This is a genomic window from Stenotrophomonas sp. Steno-C17, from assembly GCF_056393165.1.
The window spans coordinates 26,074-43,523 of the sequence record NZ_JBWJPD010000029.1; the positions used below are offsets into that span (position 1 = coordinate 26,074).

Annotated in this window: 19 protein-coding genes; 4 read left to right on the forward strand and 15 right to left on the reverse strand. The window is 65.1% G+C overall.

The window, feature by feature from the left end; genetic code table 11:
- Nucleotides 1-66: 66 nt before the first annotated feature.
- Together AC06FA_RS19020 and AC06FA_RS19025 are read right to left on the reverse strand one after the other, a co-directional pair.
- On the reverse strand, nucleotides 67-1,182 hold the full coding sequence (locus AC06FA_RS19020; RefSeq protein ID WP_478069642.1) for an alkene reductase: 1,116 nt from the start codon (nucleotides 1,180-1,182) through the stop codon (nucleotides 67-69).
- 318 nt (nucleotides 1,183-1,500) lie between these two features.
- Entirely contained in the window at nucleotides 1,501-2,358 is an 858-nt protein-coding gene (locus AC06FA_RS19025) for an EcsC family protein (RefSeq protein WP_478069643.1), read from the reverse strand.
- A gap of 121 nt (nucleotides 2,359-2,479) precedes the next feature.
- Between AC06FA_RS19025 and AC06FA_RS19030 the strand changes: the two genes are divergently transcribed.
- On the forward strand, nucleotides 2,480-3,064 hold the full coding sequence (locus tag AC06FA_RS19030) for a DUF4189 domain-containing protein (protein WP_478069644.1): 585 nt from the start codon (nucleotides 2,480-2,482) through the stop codon (nucleotides 3,062-3,064).
- A 125-nt stretch (nucleotides 3,065-3,189) separates the two neighbouring features.
- Here AC06FA_RS19030 and orn read toward each other — a convergent pair whose 3' ends face one another.
- Entirely contained in the window at nucleotides 3,190-3,762 is a 573-nt protein-coding gene (orn, locus tag AC06FA_RS19035) for an oligoribonuclease (RefSeq protein ID WP_478069645.1), read from the reverse strand.
- A gap of 78 nt (nucleotides 3,763-3,840) precedes the next feature.
- Nucleotides 3,841-4,365 (reverse strand): tRNA adenosine(34) deaminase TadA, encoded by a 525-nt coding sequence (tadA, locus tag AC06FA_RS19040; RefSeq protein WP_478069646.1) that lies wholly within the window; start codon nucleotides 4,363-4,365, stop codon nucleotides 3,841-3,843.
- A gap of 130 nt (nucleotides 4,366-4,495) precedes the next feature.
- On the opposite strand from tadA, the gene AC06FA_RS19045 reads away from it, so the two are divergent.
- Nucleotides 4,496-4,699, forward strand: a complete 204-nt coding sequence (locus AC06FA_RS19045; RefSeq protein ID WP_108749926.1) for a hypothetical protein — start codon at nucleotides 4,496-4,498, stop codon at nucleotides 4,697-4,699.
- An 8-nt stretch (nucleotides 4,700-4,707) separates the two neighbouring features.
- Here AC06FA_RS19045 and AC06FA_RS19050 read toward each other — a convergent pair whose 3' ends face one another.
- Nucleotides 4,708-5,217 (reverse strand): GNAT family N-acetyltransferase, encoded by a 510-nt coding sequence (locus tag AC06FA_RS19050; RefSeq protein WP_478069647.1) that lies wholly within the window; start codon nucleotides 5,215-5,217, stop codon nucleotides 4,708-4,710.
- 403 nt (nucleotides 5,218-5,620) lie between these two features.
- On the opposite strand from AC06FA_RS19050, the gene AC06FA_RS19055 reads away from it, so the two are divergent.
- Nucleotides 5,621-6,274 (forward strand): hypothetical protein, encoded by a 654-nt coding sequence (locus tag AC06FA_RS19055; RefSeq protein WP_478069648.1) that lies wholly within the window; start codon nucleotides 5,621-5,623, stop codon nucleotides 6,272-6,274.
- Nucleotides 6,271-7,581, forward strand: a complete 1,311-nt coding sequence (locus tag AC06FA_RS19060) for an XVIPCD domain-containing protein (RefSeq protein ID WP_478069649.1) — start codon at nucleotides 6,271-6,273, stop codon at nucleotides 7,579-7,581. Before AC06FA_RS19055 ends, AC06FA_RS19060 begins: the two co-directional genes overlap by 4 nt.
- A 68-nt stretch (nucleotides 7,582-7,649) precedes the next feature.
- On the opposite strand, the gene AC06FA_RS19065 is transcribed toward AC06FA_RS19060, so the two are convergent.
- The 10 genes from AC06FA_RS19065 to AC06FA_RS19110 form a co-directional block, all read right to left on the reverse strand.
- Nucleotides 7,650-8,978 (reverse strand): hypothetical protein, encoded by a 1,329-nt coding sequence (locus tag AC06FA_RS19065; protein WP_478069650.1) that lies wholly within the window; start codon nucleotides 8,976-8,978, stop codon nucleotides 7,650-7,652.
- Nucleotides 8,979-9,064: 86 nt separating this feature from the next.
- The gene (locus tag AC06FA_RS19070; RefSeq protein WP_478069651.1) at nucleotides 9,065-10,072 is read right to left on the reverse strand and encodes an XVIPCD domain-containing protein; all 1,008 of its coding nucleotides are present in this window, start codon (nucleotides 10,070-10,072) and stop codon (nucleotides 9,065-9,067) included.
- 57 nt (nucleotides 10,073-10,129) lie between these two features.
- Entirely contained in the window at nucleotides 10,130-10,663 is a 534-nt protein-coding gene (locus AC06FA_RS19075; protein ID WP_478069660.1) for a hypothetical protein, read from the reverse strand.
- Nucleotides 10,664-10,983: 320 nt separating this feature from the next.
- On the reverse strand, nucleotides 10,984-11,511 hold the full coding sequence (locus AC06FA_RS19080) for a DUF4189 domain-containing protein (protein ID WP_478069652.1): 528 nt from the start codon (nucleotides 11,509-11,511) through the stop codon (nucleotides 10,984-10,986).
- 46 nt (nucleotides 11,512-11,557) lie between these two features.
- Nucleotides 11,558-12,571: a hypothetical protein gene (locus AC06FA_RS19085; protein ID WP_478069653.1), complete on the reverse strand. Its 1,014-nt coding sequence runs from the start codon at nucleotides 12,569-12,571 to the stop codon at nucleotides 11,558-11,560.
- Between the two features lie 828 nt (nucleotides 12,572-13,399).
- Complete coding sequence (locus tag AC06FA_RS19090; RefSeq protein WP_478069654.1) at nucleotides 13,400-13,900, reverse strand: DUF4189 domain-containing protein; 501 nt, start codon at nucleotides 13,898-13,900, stop codon at nucleotides 13,400-13,402.
- Between the two features lie 239 nt (nucleotides 13,901-14,139).
- Complete coding sequence (locus AC06FA_RS19095; protein ID WP_478069655.1) at nucleotides 14,140-14,730, reverse strand: DUF4189 domain-containing protein; 591 nt, start codon at nucleotides 14,728-14,730, stop codon at nucleotides 14,140-14,142.
- A gap of 257 nt (nucleotides 14,731-14,987) precedes the next feature.
- On the reverse strand, nucleotides 14,988-15,521 hold the full coding sequence (locus AC06FA_RS19100) for a DUF4189 domain-containing protein (RefSeq protein WP_478069656.1): 534 nt from the start codon (nucleotides 15,519-15,521) through the stop codon (nucleotides 14,988-14,990).
- A gap of 33 nt (nucleotides 15,522-15,554) precedes the next feature.
- Nucleotides 15,555-15,998, reverse strand: coding sequence for a hypothetical protein (locus tag AC06FA_RS19105; RefSeq protein ID WP_478069657.1), 444 nt, complete (start codon nucleotides 15,996-15,998; stop codon nucleotides 15,555-15,557).
- 578 nt (nucleotides 15,999-16,576) lie between these two features.
- Nucleotides 16,577-17,089, reverse strand: a complete 513-nt coding sequence (locus tag AC06FA_RS19110) for a DUF4189 domain-containing protein (protein ID WP_478069658.1) — start codon at nucleotides 17,087-17,089, stop codon at nucleotides 16,577-16,579.
- Nucleotides 17,090-17,450: the final 361 nt, after the last annotated feature.

Below are 17,450 nucleotides of genomic sequence, written 5' to 3' on the forward strand. Positions count from 1 at the left end.
GCCGGGCATGGCCCGGCGCTACCGATGCCGGTGGGTGCCGACCGTTGGTCGGCACCTCTGCCAGCATCAGGCCTCGACGGCCTCTTCCAGCACCGGGTAATCGGTGTACCCCGCCGCTCCGCCACCGAAATAGGTCGCGCGGTCCGGGCCGTTCAAGGCCGCGCCGGTACGCAGGCGCTCAGGCAGATCCGGGTTGGCAATGAACGGCCTGCCGAATCCGATCAGGTCGGCCCAACCCTCGGCCAGCGCCTGCTCGGCGCGCTCGGCGCTGTACTTGCCGGCGTAGATCAGCGTGCCCGGGTAGACCATCCGCAGTGCCTGCTTGAACGCCACCGGCATCACCGGCGCGTCCTCCCAGTCGGCCTCGGCGATGTGCACATAGCCCACGCCCAGTTCGCCCAGCAGGTGCGCGGCGGCCAGATAGGTCGCCTGCGGCGTGTCGTCCACCGCCCCCTGCAGGGTGGTCAGCGGCGCCAGCCGCACGCCCACGCGATCGCCACCGGCCACCGCCGCCACCGCCTGCACCACCTCGCGCAGGAAGCGCAGGCGGTTCTGCAGCGCGCCACCGTAGCCATCGGTGCGCTGGTTGGCCTGCGAATCGATGAACTGGTTGATCAGGTAGCCATTGGCGCCGTGCAGTTCCACGCCATCGAAGCCGGCGGCCAGCGCATTGCGGGTGGCCTGGGCGTAATCGGCGATGATGCCGGGAATCTCGTCCTCGGCCAGCGCGCGCGGCATCGAGTGCTGCAGCATCTCGCCTACCCCGGCATCCGGGCCGGCGCCCGTGGAATCCACGAACACCTTCACGCCCTCGGCCAGTAGTGCCGACGAAGACACCGGCGCGGCGCCATCGGGCTGCAGGGCCACGTGCGAAACCCGGCCCACATGCCACAGTTGGGCGTAGATACGGCCACCGGCAGCGTGCACCGCATCGGTCACCTGGCGCCAGCCCTGCACCTGCTCGGCGCTGTGGATGCCCGGCGTCCACGCATAGCCCTGGCCCTGCGGGCTGATCTGCGTGCCTTCGCTCACGATCAACCCGGCGCTGGCACGCTGCGCGTAGTACTGCGCCATCTGCGCAGTGGCGACATTGCCGGCCGCCGCGCGTGAGCGGGTCATCGGCGGCATCACGATACGGTTGGGCAGGCTCAGCGGGCCCAGGCGATAGGGGGTGAACAACATGGCAGCATCTCGTGCGGGGACTGCCCACAAGGATGGGGATCGCCCGGGGCACGCAACAGACGCGATCTGGCAAAACAGTTGTGCCGCCCAGGCAAGGATGAAAACCGCACCCGCGGTAGAGTCGACCGTTGGTCGACTATCGCGCGCAGCGCGGGCTTTCATCACGGCCAGCCAAAAAGCAGTCGACCAACGGTCGACTCTACCGGCAAGAATGAAGGCCGCACCGCGGTAGAGTCGACCGTTGGTCGACTACGCGCGCAGCGCGGGCTTTCATCACCGCCAGCCAAGAAGCAGTCGACCAACGGTCGACTCTACCGGCTACGCTGCCCCGCCATGGGCAATCCGGTCGTAGCACGCGCGCACCACATCCTCGCCGTACTTCAGCTCCAGCCGGCGCACGATGAAATGGCCGCGCGCCATGTCCTGGTAGTAATCGGTGAACATCGTATTGAGCGTTGCACCCGCCGCGGCGCCGACAATCGGCACTGCCTGCGCGGCGAACTTCTCAGTCACCACCACGCCGAAGCGGGCCGCCACTTTCTCCACCAGCTTGGCCAGCAGCTTGCCGGCTTCCTTCGGCGCCACGCCCAGGGTCAGGTCGCGCCCGGTCACAACGCGGCCTGCCAGCTCGGCCGACAGATGCCGCATCACATCGGTGGTGAAGCCGCGTGCCAGGTAATAACCCGTCTCGCTGGCATCGTCACGCGGCGAATTGCCGCCCAGCGCGAACACCTCCAGGCAGGCCTGGCGCGTGCTGAACTGCGACAGATCGAAGCCTTCGCTGCGGGCGACATCGGCCACCGCGCGCATCATGATCGTTGTCGACACCGGCAGTTCTATGAACAACGCGGCAAATCCGAACGCACCGCCCACCGCACCCGAGGTTGCCGCCGCCAGCTTGTGCCAGCGGGTCGAGGCCGATTTCCCCGGCGTGTTGCCCATGCTCCACAACGCGGCCTGCGCGGACTTCGACAGCGCCGCCTCCACCGCGCCATGAATGCGCCCGGATATCGCCGTCGGCAGCGCCTTCACCGCAAACTCCAGCGGCGTGCCAACCAGGTTGGCCATGCGCGCGGTGATCGTCGGCGCCTCCAGCAGGGCGACCGCCCGCTGCAGGTCGCCCCAGTCCTGGGCGTCGTGGGCGATATCGCGCGGCAGCAGGATCGGCTCGTTCATGGGGCCGATCATAGCGCCGGGAAGTTGAACGTTTGGTGGTGGCCCGGACGCCGCGGGGCTATGATCGCGGCAACCACCCGGCCTGCCGGGCAGGACGGATGAACCATCACAAGGACGCACCATGCACGCACGATTGCTGCTGATCTCCACACTTTTTCTGGCTGCTCTCGGCATGCCGGGCATGGTCAAGGCCGAGGGGCGCTGCCCTCCGGGGCAATACCCGATCGGCAGCCCCAATGGCGTAATGGGCTGCGCGCCTATTCCGGGAAGCGAACAACCGTCGGCTGAACTCTCCTCTTCCACCTACAACCGCCCTCCGAAAATCGTGACCGAATGGGGCGCGGTTGCGCGATCCCCCTCCGGTCGCGAAATCGGTTGGAGCCCCGTGCGTCAGCACAAGCAGAAGTCGGCAGAGAAGCTGGCGCTGCGGGCGTGCAAGGAGAAAAGCGGGCAAGCCTGCCAGATCGTCGCGTCCTACAGCGGCCAATGCGTGCTGGCCATGCAGCACACCGATACCGGTCAATTCGAAGTCATCCTCGAATCACCGGATACGTACGAACCCGACATGCACCGCGCGGCACAGCAGCGGTGCCCCGGTGGTCGGTGTCGAGCGGCATGGTCGCACTGCGCCAGCACCTTCGACAGGAACGCGACCTATCCTTCCTACGGCTACGGCGTCTATGCCGCGCCGTTGCCCTTCTGGTAGGACGCCCAGGCTTGGGGCACAGCGACGCCGGGCAAGGCCGGGCGTCAGAGGGGGCAGAGCCCTTTCCGTTAGAAAGGGATCCGACCCCGGGGATGGGTGGCGCCGGGCCATGCCCGGCGTCCTGCTCAAGCAACCGGCAGGCCCGACAGCTCGCCCATGAACTGGCGGTAGTGGCGCAGTTCTGCAATGGAGTCGTGCACATCGCTCAGTGCGGTGTGGTTGCTGTTCTTGGTCAGCCCGGCGGCCACGCTCGGCGCCCAGCGCTTGGCCAGTTCCTTCACCGTGGACACGTCCAGGTTGCGGTAGTGGAAATACTTTTCCAGCCGCGGCATCTGCCGGTGCAGGAAGCGGCGATCCTGGCAGATCGAGTTGCCACTCATCGGCGACGCACCGGCCGCAATCCACTGCGCCAGGAAGTTGATGGTCTGCGCTTCGGCCTGGCCCAGCGTAGTGGTGCTGTCCAGCACGCGCTGCCACAGCCCGGAACGGCGGTGCTGGTTGCGGTTCCACTCATCCATCGCCTCCAGCGTTTCCAGCGGGTGGTGAATGGCGAATTCCGGGCCTTCGGCCAGCACGTTCAACTGCGCGTCGGTGACGACGGTGGCGATCTCGATGATCGAATCGTTGTCGGTATCCAACCCGGTCATTTCCAGGTCGATCCAGATCAGTCGTTCGTTGCTCGCGCCGTTGTCGGCCATCGTGTCGTCTCGTTGCCGGGCAGGCGCAGGTCCTGCCGCGGGAATAGGAAAGGGGCGACCATCATACCCTTTCGCTGGTCAGGCTTCGTCGGCGTGGTTTTCCAGCAGCAACGGCGGCTTGCCGCGCTTGGCGCGGAAGTAGTTGGTCAGGCGCAGGCTGGCTTCCTTGGCCAGCACGCCGCCATGGATTTCCACCCGGTGGTTGTGGCGCGCATCGCCCAGCAGGTCGAATACGCTGCCGCAGGCGCCGGTCTTCGGGTCGCTGGCGCCATAGACCAGGCGTGACACGCGTGCATGCACGATCGCCATGGCGCACATCGCACACGGCTCCAGCGTCACGTACAGGGTGCTGCCCACCAGACGGTGGTTGGCCAGCACGCGGCCGCCCTCGCGCATGGCGACGATTTCAGCATGCGCACTGGGGTCGTGGTTGGCGATGTTGAGGTTCCAGCCCTCGCCCAGCACCTGCCCGTCGGCGCCCACCAGCACCGCGCCCACCGGGATCTCATCGAAGACGTGCTGCGCACGCTCGGCCAGCGCCAGCGCGTGGCGCATCCAGTGTTCGTCGGCGTCGTGCACGGGCACGCCCAGGGAATCGCTCATGGTGGTTCTCGCAGTGAGTACCCGGCTACGCCGGACGGCCGGCATTGTACGCCCAGGGCACGTGCATGCCGGGTGGCCGCCCGCTCACAATGCTAGATTCGACGTTTTTCCCAAGGAAGGAGTGCCCGCAATGGGGGGTCAGATTCTGTTCTTCATCTTCGCCACCGTCATGAGCGTGGTGTGGATCCTGGTGCCGTTCGCGATCTTCGGCGTGCGCAGCCTGATGCGCGAACTGCTGGCCGAGCAACGGCGCACCAACGAACTGCTGACGCATATCGGTGGTTATCGCATTCCGCCGCCGGCGCCGGAACCGCGCCCGTGGCAGGCGCCCTGACGCTTGGTTCAGAGCGGCGCCGTTGCCTCGAACGCCGGCGAGTAATGCACTTCGCCTTGCGCCATCGGCGGCCGCAGGCACAGGGCCTGGAAGTACTCCGGGGGTACGCCCGGCAACGTCAGGCCCGGTTCGGCGCGAAAACCAAACCGACCGTAATACGCCGGCTCGCCCAGCAGCACACAACCGTGTGCCTGCTGGTTGCGCAGCGCATCGATCGCCGCCTGCATCAGCGCCGCCCCCACGCCCTGCCCCTGCAGCGCCGGCAGCACGGAAATGGGGCCCAGGCCAAACCAACCAGCACTACCGTCACTCACCGTCACGGGCGAAACGGCCACATGGCCCACCACGTCGCCATCGCGCTCGGCCACCAGCGAAACGGTCAGTTCGCCCCGGTCCCGCAGCGCATCCACGATGAACTGTTCGGTGTGGCTGCTGTGTTCGGCCTGGCGGAAGGCGGCCTCGGTCAGCGCATGGATGGTGGCCACGTCGGCCGGTTGCTCGGGGCGGATGAAAGGCATTGCAGGAACTCCATGGAAGCGCGCACACCATGGCGCGGCGTGCGGATTCACGCAACCGCAACGTTGGCCCGCCTGCACCCTCCATGTGAATTGTTGATCCACCTCACGAATTGAGACACCCGTCCACCGGCGCTTCCGCGCCACGACCAGTGCCGCAAGCCCTTGTGGGGCAAGGTATTTCCATGACCGCGGCGGGGCCGGACGCGTCAATTTAATGACATGACGGGCCCCCAGGCGGTGGCACCGTGTCGTCATGGCCTCCCATAATCAAAACTCCCGTCCCCAAGGAAAGGAGACCTGCCGTGCACATTGCGTTGGCGTTCGCGCGCACGGCTGTACTTCCGCAGACGCTGCCTGCCGTGTTGCCGCATCGTTCCCGCCCCGCTCCAGGCGAGGCCTGAGGATGGGCGGCCGCACATTTCCCTGCGTTGTTCTGTTGCTGCTGATCGCCTGCAGCCCGGAGGTTCTCATGTCCCAGGAGTTTGATTCCGCCGCCGCCAACGTCGCCCAGGGAGGGCGCGGCCTGGCAAAGCTCAACCCCACCCCGCGCAAGGCCTATGAACTGGTGTTGCGGCTGGCCAACCCGCCCGGCGATTTCGCCGTGGTCGAGGGCGTGGCGCAATACGATGTCACCAACGAAGACCAATGCGGCTACATCGAGCCGGAAACCGGCACGCCCGCGCGCATCACCAGCCAGGAACCGGTAACCCTGCGCAAGGTGGCCGACAACGAGTATCGCGGCACGGTGTACCTGGACCGCATGCTGGACGAGGACTACTACGGCCGCGGGGTCTGCACCTGGTCGTTCAGCGGTGCCGGGGCCATGCTCAAGGCCACCGGCGCGCAGGGCGAAACCCGCTTCCTGTCCTTCCTTGGCGCCGATCCGTTCACGGGCGGTGGCACCGAAACCCGCCATTACCCGCGCGGCGACTACCCGCGCGTGGACGACATGCCCGACTACGGCGCCAGCGGCCAGCAGGACCCGAACCGCTTCCGCGCCGAACTGCGTGATGCCTTGTTCTCGGCCACCCTGAGCGCGCACGAGGTCAGCCCATGACCGTGACCAGCCAGGACTACGCCGCGCTGGCCAGCGACGCCTACCGTGATGAACGGGTGGGCCGCCATGACCCGGCACAGGAACAGCCGGTCATGCTCAATGGCCACGCCTACCGCGTGCTGGAGCACGCCAACAATCGCCTCAATGGCTACCAGGGCACGATCTACCAGCGCGTGGACACCCACGAGATCGTGGTCGCCCACCGCGGCACCGAACAGATCGGCCGCGACGGCATCCTTACCGACGGTGGCATGGTGCTGGCCCGCCGCAACCTGCAGGCCAACGATGCACTGGAACTGACCCGGCACGCCCTGGCCTATGCGCAGAAGGAAGGCCGTGACCTGGGCCAGACCCCCGAAGTGACCGTGACGGGGCATTCGCTGGGTGGCACGCTGGCGCAGATTTCCGCCCATCACTTCGATCTGAAGGGCGAAACCTTCAATGCCTACGGCGCGGTCAGCCTGACCTACCGCATTCCAGAAGGCGGCCACAACGTGGTCAACCACGTGATGGCGGCCGATCCGGTCAGCGCGGCCTCGCAGCACTTCGGCGAAGTGCGCATGTATGCCACACAGAAAGAGATCGATACGCTGGGCAACTGGGGCTTCAGCAACAGCCGCTTCCGCGCCGTCATTCCCGACAGCGCACTGGGCGCCGCCGCCTCGTCACTGGGCTCGCACAAGCTCAGCAACTTCCTGGGCGACGACTCGGTGTTGAACACGGCCGGTACGCAGGACCTGGCCCGCGACAACAACCGGATGATCAGTGAATACCGCAACGAGGTGGAACGCGTGCGCCGCGGCATCACCATCGGCGCGCGCGGCATCACCGGCAACCTGTACGACATCTACGACCACACCCGTGGCCCGTTGCAGCCGGGCGAACCGGCGCGCCGGGAAGCTCCGGCTGCGCCGTTGCCGGGCATCACCGAACGCGACCATGCGGGCAATCCGCTGTTCAACGATGCCCTGCGTGGCGTACACGCGCTGGATGCACGTGCCGGGCGCACGCCTGATGCGATGAGCACGCAACTGGCCGGTTCATTGGCCGCAGAAATGCACGCCGCTGGCGGCCAGCGCATCGATCAGGTGGTGATGAGCAACGACGCCTCGCGCAGCTTCGCCGTGCAAGGCCAGAGCGGCGACCCCGGCCACCTGCGGGTCTCGGTGGATACGGCAGCCGCCACCCACACCCCGCTGGAGCAGAGCACCCAGCGCATCGAGCAGCAGACCGCGCAGCGCCAGGTGCAGGAACGCGAACAGCAGCAGGAACTGGTGCAGGCCCAGGCACGCGCCCTGCCCTCCTGACAGGCAGCGCCCGCGCCCACGGAAGCCGGACCGGCCGGCTCCCGTGGGTGTGGCGCGCCCTGCCGCGGTTACGGGCTTGCGACCGTCGCCGTGCTGTCACTGGCCGCGCTGTCGGCCGTGACGTAGACATCCGTTCCCGAGTCCGGGAAGCCACCACAGGCGCGATCACCGGGCGCCACCGGATCACACGGCCACTGCCGCCGCGATACGCGCTCGCGCAGCTCGAAGCTCTGCCCATTCCAGACCACGAAGGCCAGGTGTTCGCGATTCCAGTCGCTGAACGCATGCGGGCCGGTCTTCTGCGGCGATTCCGGGTACTGCACGTACCAGCGCAGGGCCGGGCCGTACTGCAGCTTGCTGTGGTCCAGCAGCACCCGCCCTTCGCGTGCCTGCTGGCGGGCGCGGTCGGCCTCAGTGATCGACGGTGCCGACGGCATCACCTTTGCGGTGACGTCCTGGGCCACGCCATCGGTCCCCACCTGGTAAACACGCTGGCTGACGTAGGCCTGCTGGCAGGCACCGGCCGGCACGCGCACCGGCTCGGGCCGCGCATCGGTCGGCAACGCCCGGTCGGCGCATTCGAACGGCGCCTGCACCAGATAGGTGGTGATCGCCGGATCGGCGCCTTCGAACGAACGGACCCAGATATCGCCCAGGCGGGCGATGAAATCCGGGCGCTGCCCGAAGCCGGCAACGGCCTTGAACCACACGCGCTGGCGCACCTCGCGTTCGCGCCAGGCGCGCGGCAGCAGGATGTCCTGCTCGGGTACCGCCACCAGCAACGCCGCCAGATGCGCAGGCAGGGTGCCTTGGCAGGCACCGATCATCAGATCGCCCTGCGGCGCCAGACGGCCGGCCAGATCGACCGGGCAACGCGCCCCGAGCTGGCGCTCGGTCGCCTGCTCCGGCGGCAGCGGCACCACGGCCAGTGCCGGTGGCGCGGGTGGCATGGCGGGAGCCTGCGGAGCAGCGGGAGCGGCCGGCGCCTGGGCTACCGGAGCAGCAGGCGTTGCCGCGGGTGCGACGGGCGGTGCGACGGGCGGTGCCGGCACGGGTGCTGGTGCAGCTTCAGCCGCCGGTGCCGGTGCCGGTGCCGGTGCCGGTGCAGCGTCAGCCACCACCGGTGCGACCGGTGCTACCGCTGCCGCAGGTTCCGCTGCCGGTTCGGCAGCCGGGGCAGGCGCCGGTGCCTGTGCCGCCTCGGCCATGGGCGCCGGAGCCGGTGCGGCCTCAGCTGCCACTACTGGTGCAGCGGGTTCCGCAGCAGCAGGCGCCTCCTGTGCCTGGGCCAGCGTGGCGGTCAGTGCCAGCGACAGCGCCCACAGCGGCGCCAGGCGTACGCCGCCACGCGGACGATGCGCGGCCGCACGCCGCGCGCAAGATTCAAGATTCTGCATGTTGTGTCCCTACAAGGAAGTTCCATGAAGGCGCCCGCAGGCACCCAACCCATGCGATCCCGCGCCTGTGCCCAGGCGGACCGCGCTTACAGCGATCGCGAGCGCTGCTGTTCCTGCTCGCGATTGATCGATGCCGACTGCTCCTGCCGGGTGGCAGCGTCGGCAGCCAGTTGCCGGCTGCTCTCGTCCAGCGGTTGCTGGGCAGCCTGCGCGCGCTCCACGGCGCAGCGCTGCATGGCCGGATCGCCCATGCTGCCCTGCACCGCAAACAACATGCGCCCATCCGCGCCCGCCACCACGTGGTCAATCTGTTGCAGCCCGGCCTTGTGTGCGCCTGCCGCCAGCGCAGCGGCGGCGTTGTCCAGTTCCTGCGGCGTGCGCAGGCCGCTGCCCGCGCCGAGCTGCTGCAGCCCCGCGCGCGCGCCCACGAACAGGCCGTGCCCGGCGTGTGCGGGATCGGTCACGTCACGCGCGACCGGGGCGCGCTCGCCGACCTCGCCACGGCCCAGCCGGTCCATCACCTCCGGGGTCAGCTTCCGCTGCCAGCCGTCAAAGCGGCGCAGCCGATCCTCCACCCCGTTCATCGCGCCATTGATCGCGTAGGTGGCCTCGCGCACGTCCTCGCGCGCCTGCGCCGGCACGTGCTGTTGCCATTGCCAGACCGCTATGCGGCCGGCGTGCTCGGGCTGTGCGGCCAGCTCGGGGTGGTTCAGCAGATCCAGGTCCAGTGCCTGCCCGGCGCGCGCATAGGCCTCCTTGCCGGTCAGCGGCAGATAGCCGCGCCCGTGGTAGGTCAGCGCATCACCCGGCGCGTCGTTGCCCAGCCGGCCGCCGTACATCAGTTCGGCCAGTGCGCCCGGGCGCCCGCGCAGCGCCTCCTGGCGGGCCGACTCCAGCGCTTCGTTGCCGTTGCGCCATGCCGCTTCCACCGGGATCTGCGAGATGCCCCGGGTATAGTTGAAGCTCTCATTCAGGCGCGACAGGCCACGCGACTCGTGCCCCGCCTGGGCCATGAAGTTGGCCAGTTCGCGTGGCGAATCGATGCCTGCCGCCGTCGCCTGCCGCAGCAGTTGCGACTCCCTATCCCTCGACACGGTGCCACTCCTGGGTCGTCATCAGCGCGGGTTCCTTCCCGCCGGTTGAAGCCTGGCTCATGGAAGCGTCACCTCTGCGACGCTGGCCGGATCGAAATCCTCGAACCGCACCCGGCCGATCTCGGCCGCAGAAAATTCGCGGATGTTGGTCGCCTCGGTCTCGATGTCCACCACCTTGCGCCGCACGGTATCCACCCAACAGTCCCGCTCCGCCGAGGCATAGCGGAACGTGTAGACGCTGCTCCAGCGCTGGCGGCTGCCGCCATTGGTGATCACGCTGAATGTGTCTTCCTCAACCATTGCATACGCAAAAGGGTCGCCCGCCAGGCCACCTCGGGTTGAACACGGCACCAGCTTGTCGTTGCGCGCGGCCAGCTGCCAGCGGCCGCCGTCACCGCGCAGCAACAGCAGTACCCGATTTGGGCCATGCTGGCCGGCCACCAGGCCCTCTGGCGCGGGCTGGTCGATCACCAGCAATTGATACTGCACACCGTCGCCGTTGCACGTGCCCCTGACGGCTTCCAGCAGATTCGCGCCGGACGGTACGAATGCCAGGGCATTGTCCATGTGCGCGCCACTCCGGTTCTCCATCCCCTCCCACTCCTTCAATGTCATGCCGCCGGTGCCCACCCGCTCCGCGAGCACGGACGCCAGGCCCACCTGCACCGGACTGTCCGCCGAAACGGATCATAGCCCCGGCACCCTCGCCGCGGCGATGGTGGCAAGCGTCACCGTGGGACGGGAAAGACAGAGTCCTCATGGACGGAAAAACTCCTGCAGGCGGCAGCACCGACGCGTCATATTTCTGACGCGAAGCGAGCTTAACGCGACGGAGTTCACTCCGTCGAAGGGGAATGCGCTGAAAGAGCGGTTTCAGTCACAAAAAAAGTGTGACTATCGCGAACGCCGTCCTACTTGATGAACAGATCGTCAGTGCATGCCGTCTTGGCAATGCGGCACTGGTCCTGCGGAATCTTCTTCCAGCTCGCCTTGGCAGCGCACTGCCGCAGGGCAACGATGACCGCGCCCTGCTCGGACATGGCCGCCACGACGCTGGTCGTCTCGTTGCCCAGGCCCGCATGGGCGACAGCAACGCACTGCGCCTGGAAAAGGGTGGCAAGCGTGCATTCGCCCTGACCGAACTCCTTGCACTCCTTCAATGCAGCGCGCTTGGCCTTGCCCCGCGAGCGCATCGAGTTGCTGATGAAGGTGTCCCCCTGCGCGTCAATCGCCACACCGGCCACGGTCTGCACCCAATTGGGACGATTGTCGTACGGGGAACCGTTTCGGCTCACCGGAATCGGTGCACAGCCCTGCACACCCTGGCCGCCGATGGGGTACATGCCCTGCGGGCAGTTACCTTCGGCAAGCGCGCTGAACGGCAACACGCCAACGATCAGCAGCACACAAGGTGCCAACACGGAGCGGATTGGTTTCATGGTCGTTCTGATTCCCTGTGGGCCGATGCCGGCATCACCGTTCCGATCAGCGCACCTGCTGGGTGCAGGCAGCGCCCTCGGTAGCGTAGTCACGGATATACCCATCCACCGTAAACACGCTGATGTCACAACGATTGTTCACGTCGCTCACCACATGCCCGTACACGTTCAGGCCCTGGATGCGTGCGCCACGATGCAGGTACAACGTGCGCGAGCCATTCGGGCCTTCCTCGACGCGATCCGGCGTACCCCAGTTGCGCACGAACTCATGTTCGGTCTTGCCGACCCACATCTCCATCAGGTTGTTGCGACCCCGCCGGTTGGCAGCGCGGATCGACTCATCCAGCACGCGCGAGGTCTCCTGCTGGGCACGGCCAAGGTTGGCTTCAAGATTGCGCTCGGCCTGTTCCAGCTCCGCGTCGGTTACCCGGTAGGTGAATGCCGGGCGGGTGCCGTCCTTCCACAGGTTGCCCCAGACGAAGTTCGCCGGTGACTGCCCCACATCACCGATGGGCAGGAAGCCGCGCTTCATCATGTCCGCCGGCACCTTCGACGCCGGATCTGGCCCGACCTGGCACGCAAAGCGCACCAGCTGTACCTGCCACGGCTCCACCGCCTCGCTGATGGGATCGAACCGGTGCGGCGGCACATCTTCGATCGGCCGGTCGCGCCACTGCACCAGGCTCATCTTCATGGCCACGGTGTTGCGGGCGCAGTTCACCGAATACTTCCTGATCAGGCGATTGGGCTTGGTCGCGTTTTCATAGACGGTGTTTACCTCGACCTCATACACCGGATCCGGCCCCGCAATGGGCTCACCGGGCTTCGGCGGCTTCTTGCGGCGCATCTGCTTCAGGAACGCCTTGTGCTGCTCCGGCGTTGCGGTCTGCATGAAGCCAATCAGATCCGAACGGCTGCTGAGTGTCTGGGCATCGACCACCCACGCTTCACGGTTGGGCTTGTCGCCACCGGCAAAGATGACCCAGCTGTCGGTCGCCTGAGCAGACGCCGCCAGCGTCAATCCGCCAACCAGCATCACAACACGGGAGGAAATCTGCATCGGTCGTTCCTTCGTACTACGCGATTGTCTACGACACGCCTGGCGATGCACTCCGGCACGACCCACAGCGTGTGACTGTCCCCAAGGGCAGCGCGACGAGGCGGCGTGCCCAGGCAGATACGATACCGCGCCTTTTACCGGCGCAGTATCAGAGTATTCCTACGTCCGAGGCGGGTAAGAACGCTGGCGCAGCGTCCGTGAGAATCGACTTGACCAACGCCACATTGGAAACGAGCGGTAGCGACAGCACTGCAAGTCACTGCGAGCGCAGGCCATCAAGGTTCAGACGTTGCCGCCGGCCGGCGGCTTGGAATCCAGAGCGATTGCCCCCCAGCGGGTTTCCCACTTTACCGTTGGCCGGGAGGCTGGAATCGCAGCCCCACCCGGAGGGATCGGGGCGCACCCCTGCATGGTCTGATCGCCTACCGGATACTGCCCTGGCGGACAGCGACCTTCGGCAGATGCCGCGGTCGAAGCGAACAAGATGACGATCGGGGCACCGTCCCTCGGCAAGCGCGACGCCAGGTAATGAAAGCAAAGCAATAAGGTAAAGATGCCTTATACGGCTCTCCAACCGAACAACCCATGCTTGCGCCACCGCACCCGCCTGGGGTTTGGCATTCCAAGATCACACAATCCCAAGGAACAAACTCTGGCCCAGCACAGGCTGAGTAGACCTTGTAGCAGCCAATCCCCCATCAGCGGTGCACGGATCTACCGCCAGCCGACAGAGGCGCCGCAGGCACTATTGGGAGCGGGATCCAGCGCTCCCCAGGTTTCTACCCACCGCCCGGCTGGACCCAAATGCGCAGGCAACACTTCCAGCGTCTACTTGGACACATACTCGGGCACCGTACATGCGCTGTAAACGACACGACAACCCTCACCACCTTCCTTGGCACAGGTGCTCATAGCCAGTTCACCCGCCTTCTCCACTGTGCCGTGCCCGCCGAAACTTGTCCCCCCGGAGCCCGCAGTGGGAACTGCCGCAGCAGCGCATTGGTTCTTATAAGAGAATGACTCTCGACAGGCGCGACCGCCATTCGAGCGGCAACGAGTGATGGCCTCGGTTACAGCCTCGGATTTGCTGAACTTCCCGGTAGACACGCCAGCGACGCCTCCCTCAGGGGACATGGAAATAGCCCCCCAGGTCTTGATCCAGCGGCCTTGTGGGGCGCTCGCCTCGCCCCGCGTCCCGCCGCCGCCAGGGATGGGCGCGCAGCCCTGCACGCCTTGTCCTCCGACGGGGTACTGCCCCGGCGGGCACCCGCCCTCTGCAAAGGCCACGTTGGAAATGACCAGAAGCAGAAGCATTGCCACGAATCTCATACGGATACCTCCCTGTCGAACATGATCACAATTGCCTGGCCGGCATATGCCTGCAGATAGTTCAAGGCGAAGTTCACCTCATGCACCAACAGAATCGCGCCAGCGGCAACTGCGGAACCAAGCTCTGGTCGGCGCAAGCAGCCCACTGAATGCCCATCTCTGCACAAGCCGAGGGGCCGATAGGGACAACAAGCGCCAACGCGCGCATTCGAGGAGGCGAGCTGAATCAGACGTTGATATCAGCGAAAGGGCCTGAACTCCGACATGCTACAGGCCGAATAAATTACTGAACAAGTTCTGCCGTTGTTTGAGGTCGCACAGCTTTCGAGAGCATCTCGCTTAGCTTCAGCTTCGATTGGCCCACTGGCAACCGTCGTTGAAACGTTCTCGATGGCAACCGCGCCAATCTCTGGCCCGGCCATCGCTGCACACTGATTGTGGTAGGACAGAACGACTTCGCACTGAGTGCCGCCCATGGCCCGACACTGTTCCATCGACTCGGCCACGGCCTCTCTTTTCGACGGTCGTGATGACGAGACCCCAATCGGAAGGCCCCCACCGCTCATCGGCCCCCGATGCTGGGCGATAGCTCCCCATCGAGTATCCCACTTGCCCGTTGGACGCGAAGGAGGAGGGACGCCAGGCCCATTCGACGGAATGGGGGCGCACCCCTGAACACCTTGCCCGCCCACCGGATAAGAGCCAGAAGGGCATCCATCCTCCGCGAGAGCCGTTGTCGGCAGTGCAGACAAGACGACCATCGAGATGAGCCAGGCAGTAAAGATCGAGCAATTTCTCAAAATGCCAGCACACCTATTCGATACAGCCATATCACCCACCTCAATGATGATTGTTGCCAGCCGGGCCCAATCGCCCGAGGCCTGACCGTGCCCGCGTGTCCAGGAAAATCATCTTGGCAATTGGGAGGGCGTGGTGGCGATCAAGTTCATCAGTATCCGCCCCATGCTTCCTGCTGCATCCCTTTGCTGGACAAGCCGTTGCCGAGCGAGACCGAAGATAAGCTAGCCGCCGATGGACCCAACCCGGAAGGCCTCTATCCAAAGGCACCTCCACGCGGGAACCTACTTCAACGGAAAGATCTGAACTCAGACATGCTGCACGCAGAGTAGATGATTGAACAGCTCTTTTCAGGGTTGGAGGATGCGCAGTTCCTGAGGGCATTCGCCTTGGCCTCGGCTACTGTCGGAGCACCGGCAGCCTGGGTTACAAGGTTCTTAACTGGCTCCGCACCAATCTCCGGACCAGCCATCGCTACACACTGATTCTTATATGCGAGCAGAATTTTGCATTGCGCCCCCCCCATGCCGCGGCATTGATCCATTGCCTCTTCCGTTGCCTCGCGCTTCGACTGGCGTGATGCCGAAACACCGATGGCCAGCACTTTCACGTCTCCTGTCGCGGCATCCTGGGCAATTGCTCCCCATCGAGTCTCCCATTCGCCGGTCGGTCGCGGAGCTGGAATCGCAGGGCCGCTCGCAGGAATTGGAGCGCACCCCTGCATCGCTTGATCACCGACCGGATACTGACCCGGAGGGCAACGCCCCTCACCGAAGGCTGCAAACGGCGCCAGCAGCATACCAAGCAAGATCGCGTACTTCATTGAGGCCTCCCTGCAAAAGTAAATTGGGCTACTTCAGCCAGCTGCGTTTCCGTACTTACCGGTGGTCGGTTCAGTTGCCCCACCGCGAGCACCACCTAACCCAGACCCACCAGCCGAACCCAGGTGCTGCCCCCCAGCCGCCGGTCGAGTCTGATCGGCAGCCTGATCGGCACTATGCTGACCCGGCAGCCGGCCATCCGCGCTGGGCGTCGCCGCAGCGCCACCACTAATCCGGGAATATGCACTAAAACCAGCCAACGTGCCGTGGTAGAACATCGCAGCCTTTCGGGGGGCACTCAGAATCAGGGGCGCCAGGATCAGCCCCATGCCACCCTGCTGCATCGCCTGGGCCGACAAGCCGTTATTGAACGCAGGGCCAAGGATCAACTTGGCGCCGATCGACTCAAGCCAGAGCGCCTTGGACACATGCAGCACCATATCCAATGCAATGCCGGTCATGGCGGCCAATAGCGCCATCGAGAATGGCGTTCCGAGGCCGTAGAACAGCCACCGTTGGAACAGGGGATTGGCCTGCTCGACCAGCAGCCAGATGGTGAGAGCAGCCGAAGGTCAATGAACAATGCGATGACTATTTCGCTCAGCAGCAGCATCGAGAGCCTCGCGTCACGGCTGGACCCGCAGCACTCAGTACTCAGCTCCACGAACAGCCTAGCCGGCAACTTCCTTTCGATCAGTTCCCGAGCCGTGATGACGCCGATTGCGTCAAAACTCGCCACTGCAGTCAGTTGGTAGACCCGCTTGTCATCTATCTGCGTTCCAGGTGACTCTTCACAACAATGGTCACGGGAGGCTCAGCCTTACGCCACTGCCCTGCTGCGGCCAAGGAGAATGTCGCGAAGGCATGGCAGACCATGCGACTACCAATCGCATCACCCTTCCTCAGACATGAACTCAGACATGCTGCATGCGAAGCGTATTCCGGTAGAACTGCGACCGCCTGCAGAAGCCTCGCAACGCCAGGGTGGTTCGAATTTGGCCTCGTTAAGTATCGAAGCGCTTGGCGCAATCTGGTGATCCAAGTCCCTATGCCCACCCTAGGGAATAAACTCTGGCTCCGTGCAAGCCGAATAGACCTTGTAGCATCCGAGACCTCCATCGGTCACACATCGATTTGAAGCAATCTCCTCCGCCTTCTCAATGGTCACCGAGCTGCCAAAACTTGTTCCACCTCGGCCAGTTTTGGGAACGTAAACAGCTGCACATTGGTTGTAGTAGGTAAAATCTACCTTGCAACCGGCGGCTCCGCACAGCCTAACCGCCTCTGCCGCAGCAGCACGCTTGGATCGACCTCCAACGGATGCTCCTGAAGCACCATTGGGAGCGGAAGCCAAAGCCCCCCAAGTCTTGACCCATCGTCCAGCTGGAGCAGAAGACGTACTACCTCCCGAATTCCCGGCCCCCGGGATCGGGGCACACCCCTGAACGCCTTGCCCCCCAATTGGATAAGAACCTGCCGGGCACCCTCCCTCCGCCAGCGCAGGCCTAGCAATGACCAAGCCAAGTGCTGCTAACGCCAGAGTGAAAGCAATCACGCGTAAGTTCATCATTTAATCCTCGATGCTTGCAGGAGCGGCATCATTCTATCGATCAGACTCAGCCAACCCCATCTTTCTCGGATCGGAATTCACACCGGGCAAACGTCCTTCAGAACCATTTTGAGTCGTGTAGCGACTTTCGGCTATGCCATGGGATGTGTCCGCACTGCCCCCCGACCCACCCTTCCATGATTTCTATTGCTCTATCACAGAAATGGGGCAGCTCTTCATCGATAGGGCTTGAACTCCGACATGCTGCATGCGGAGTAAATAACGGTACAACTGCTACCGGAACTCCGAACCTCACAGCCCTCCAAAGCCTTCGATCTCGCCTGTTCGATTGTTGGGGCACTAAAGGTGTAAGTGATTCCTG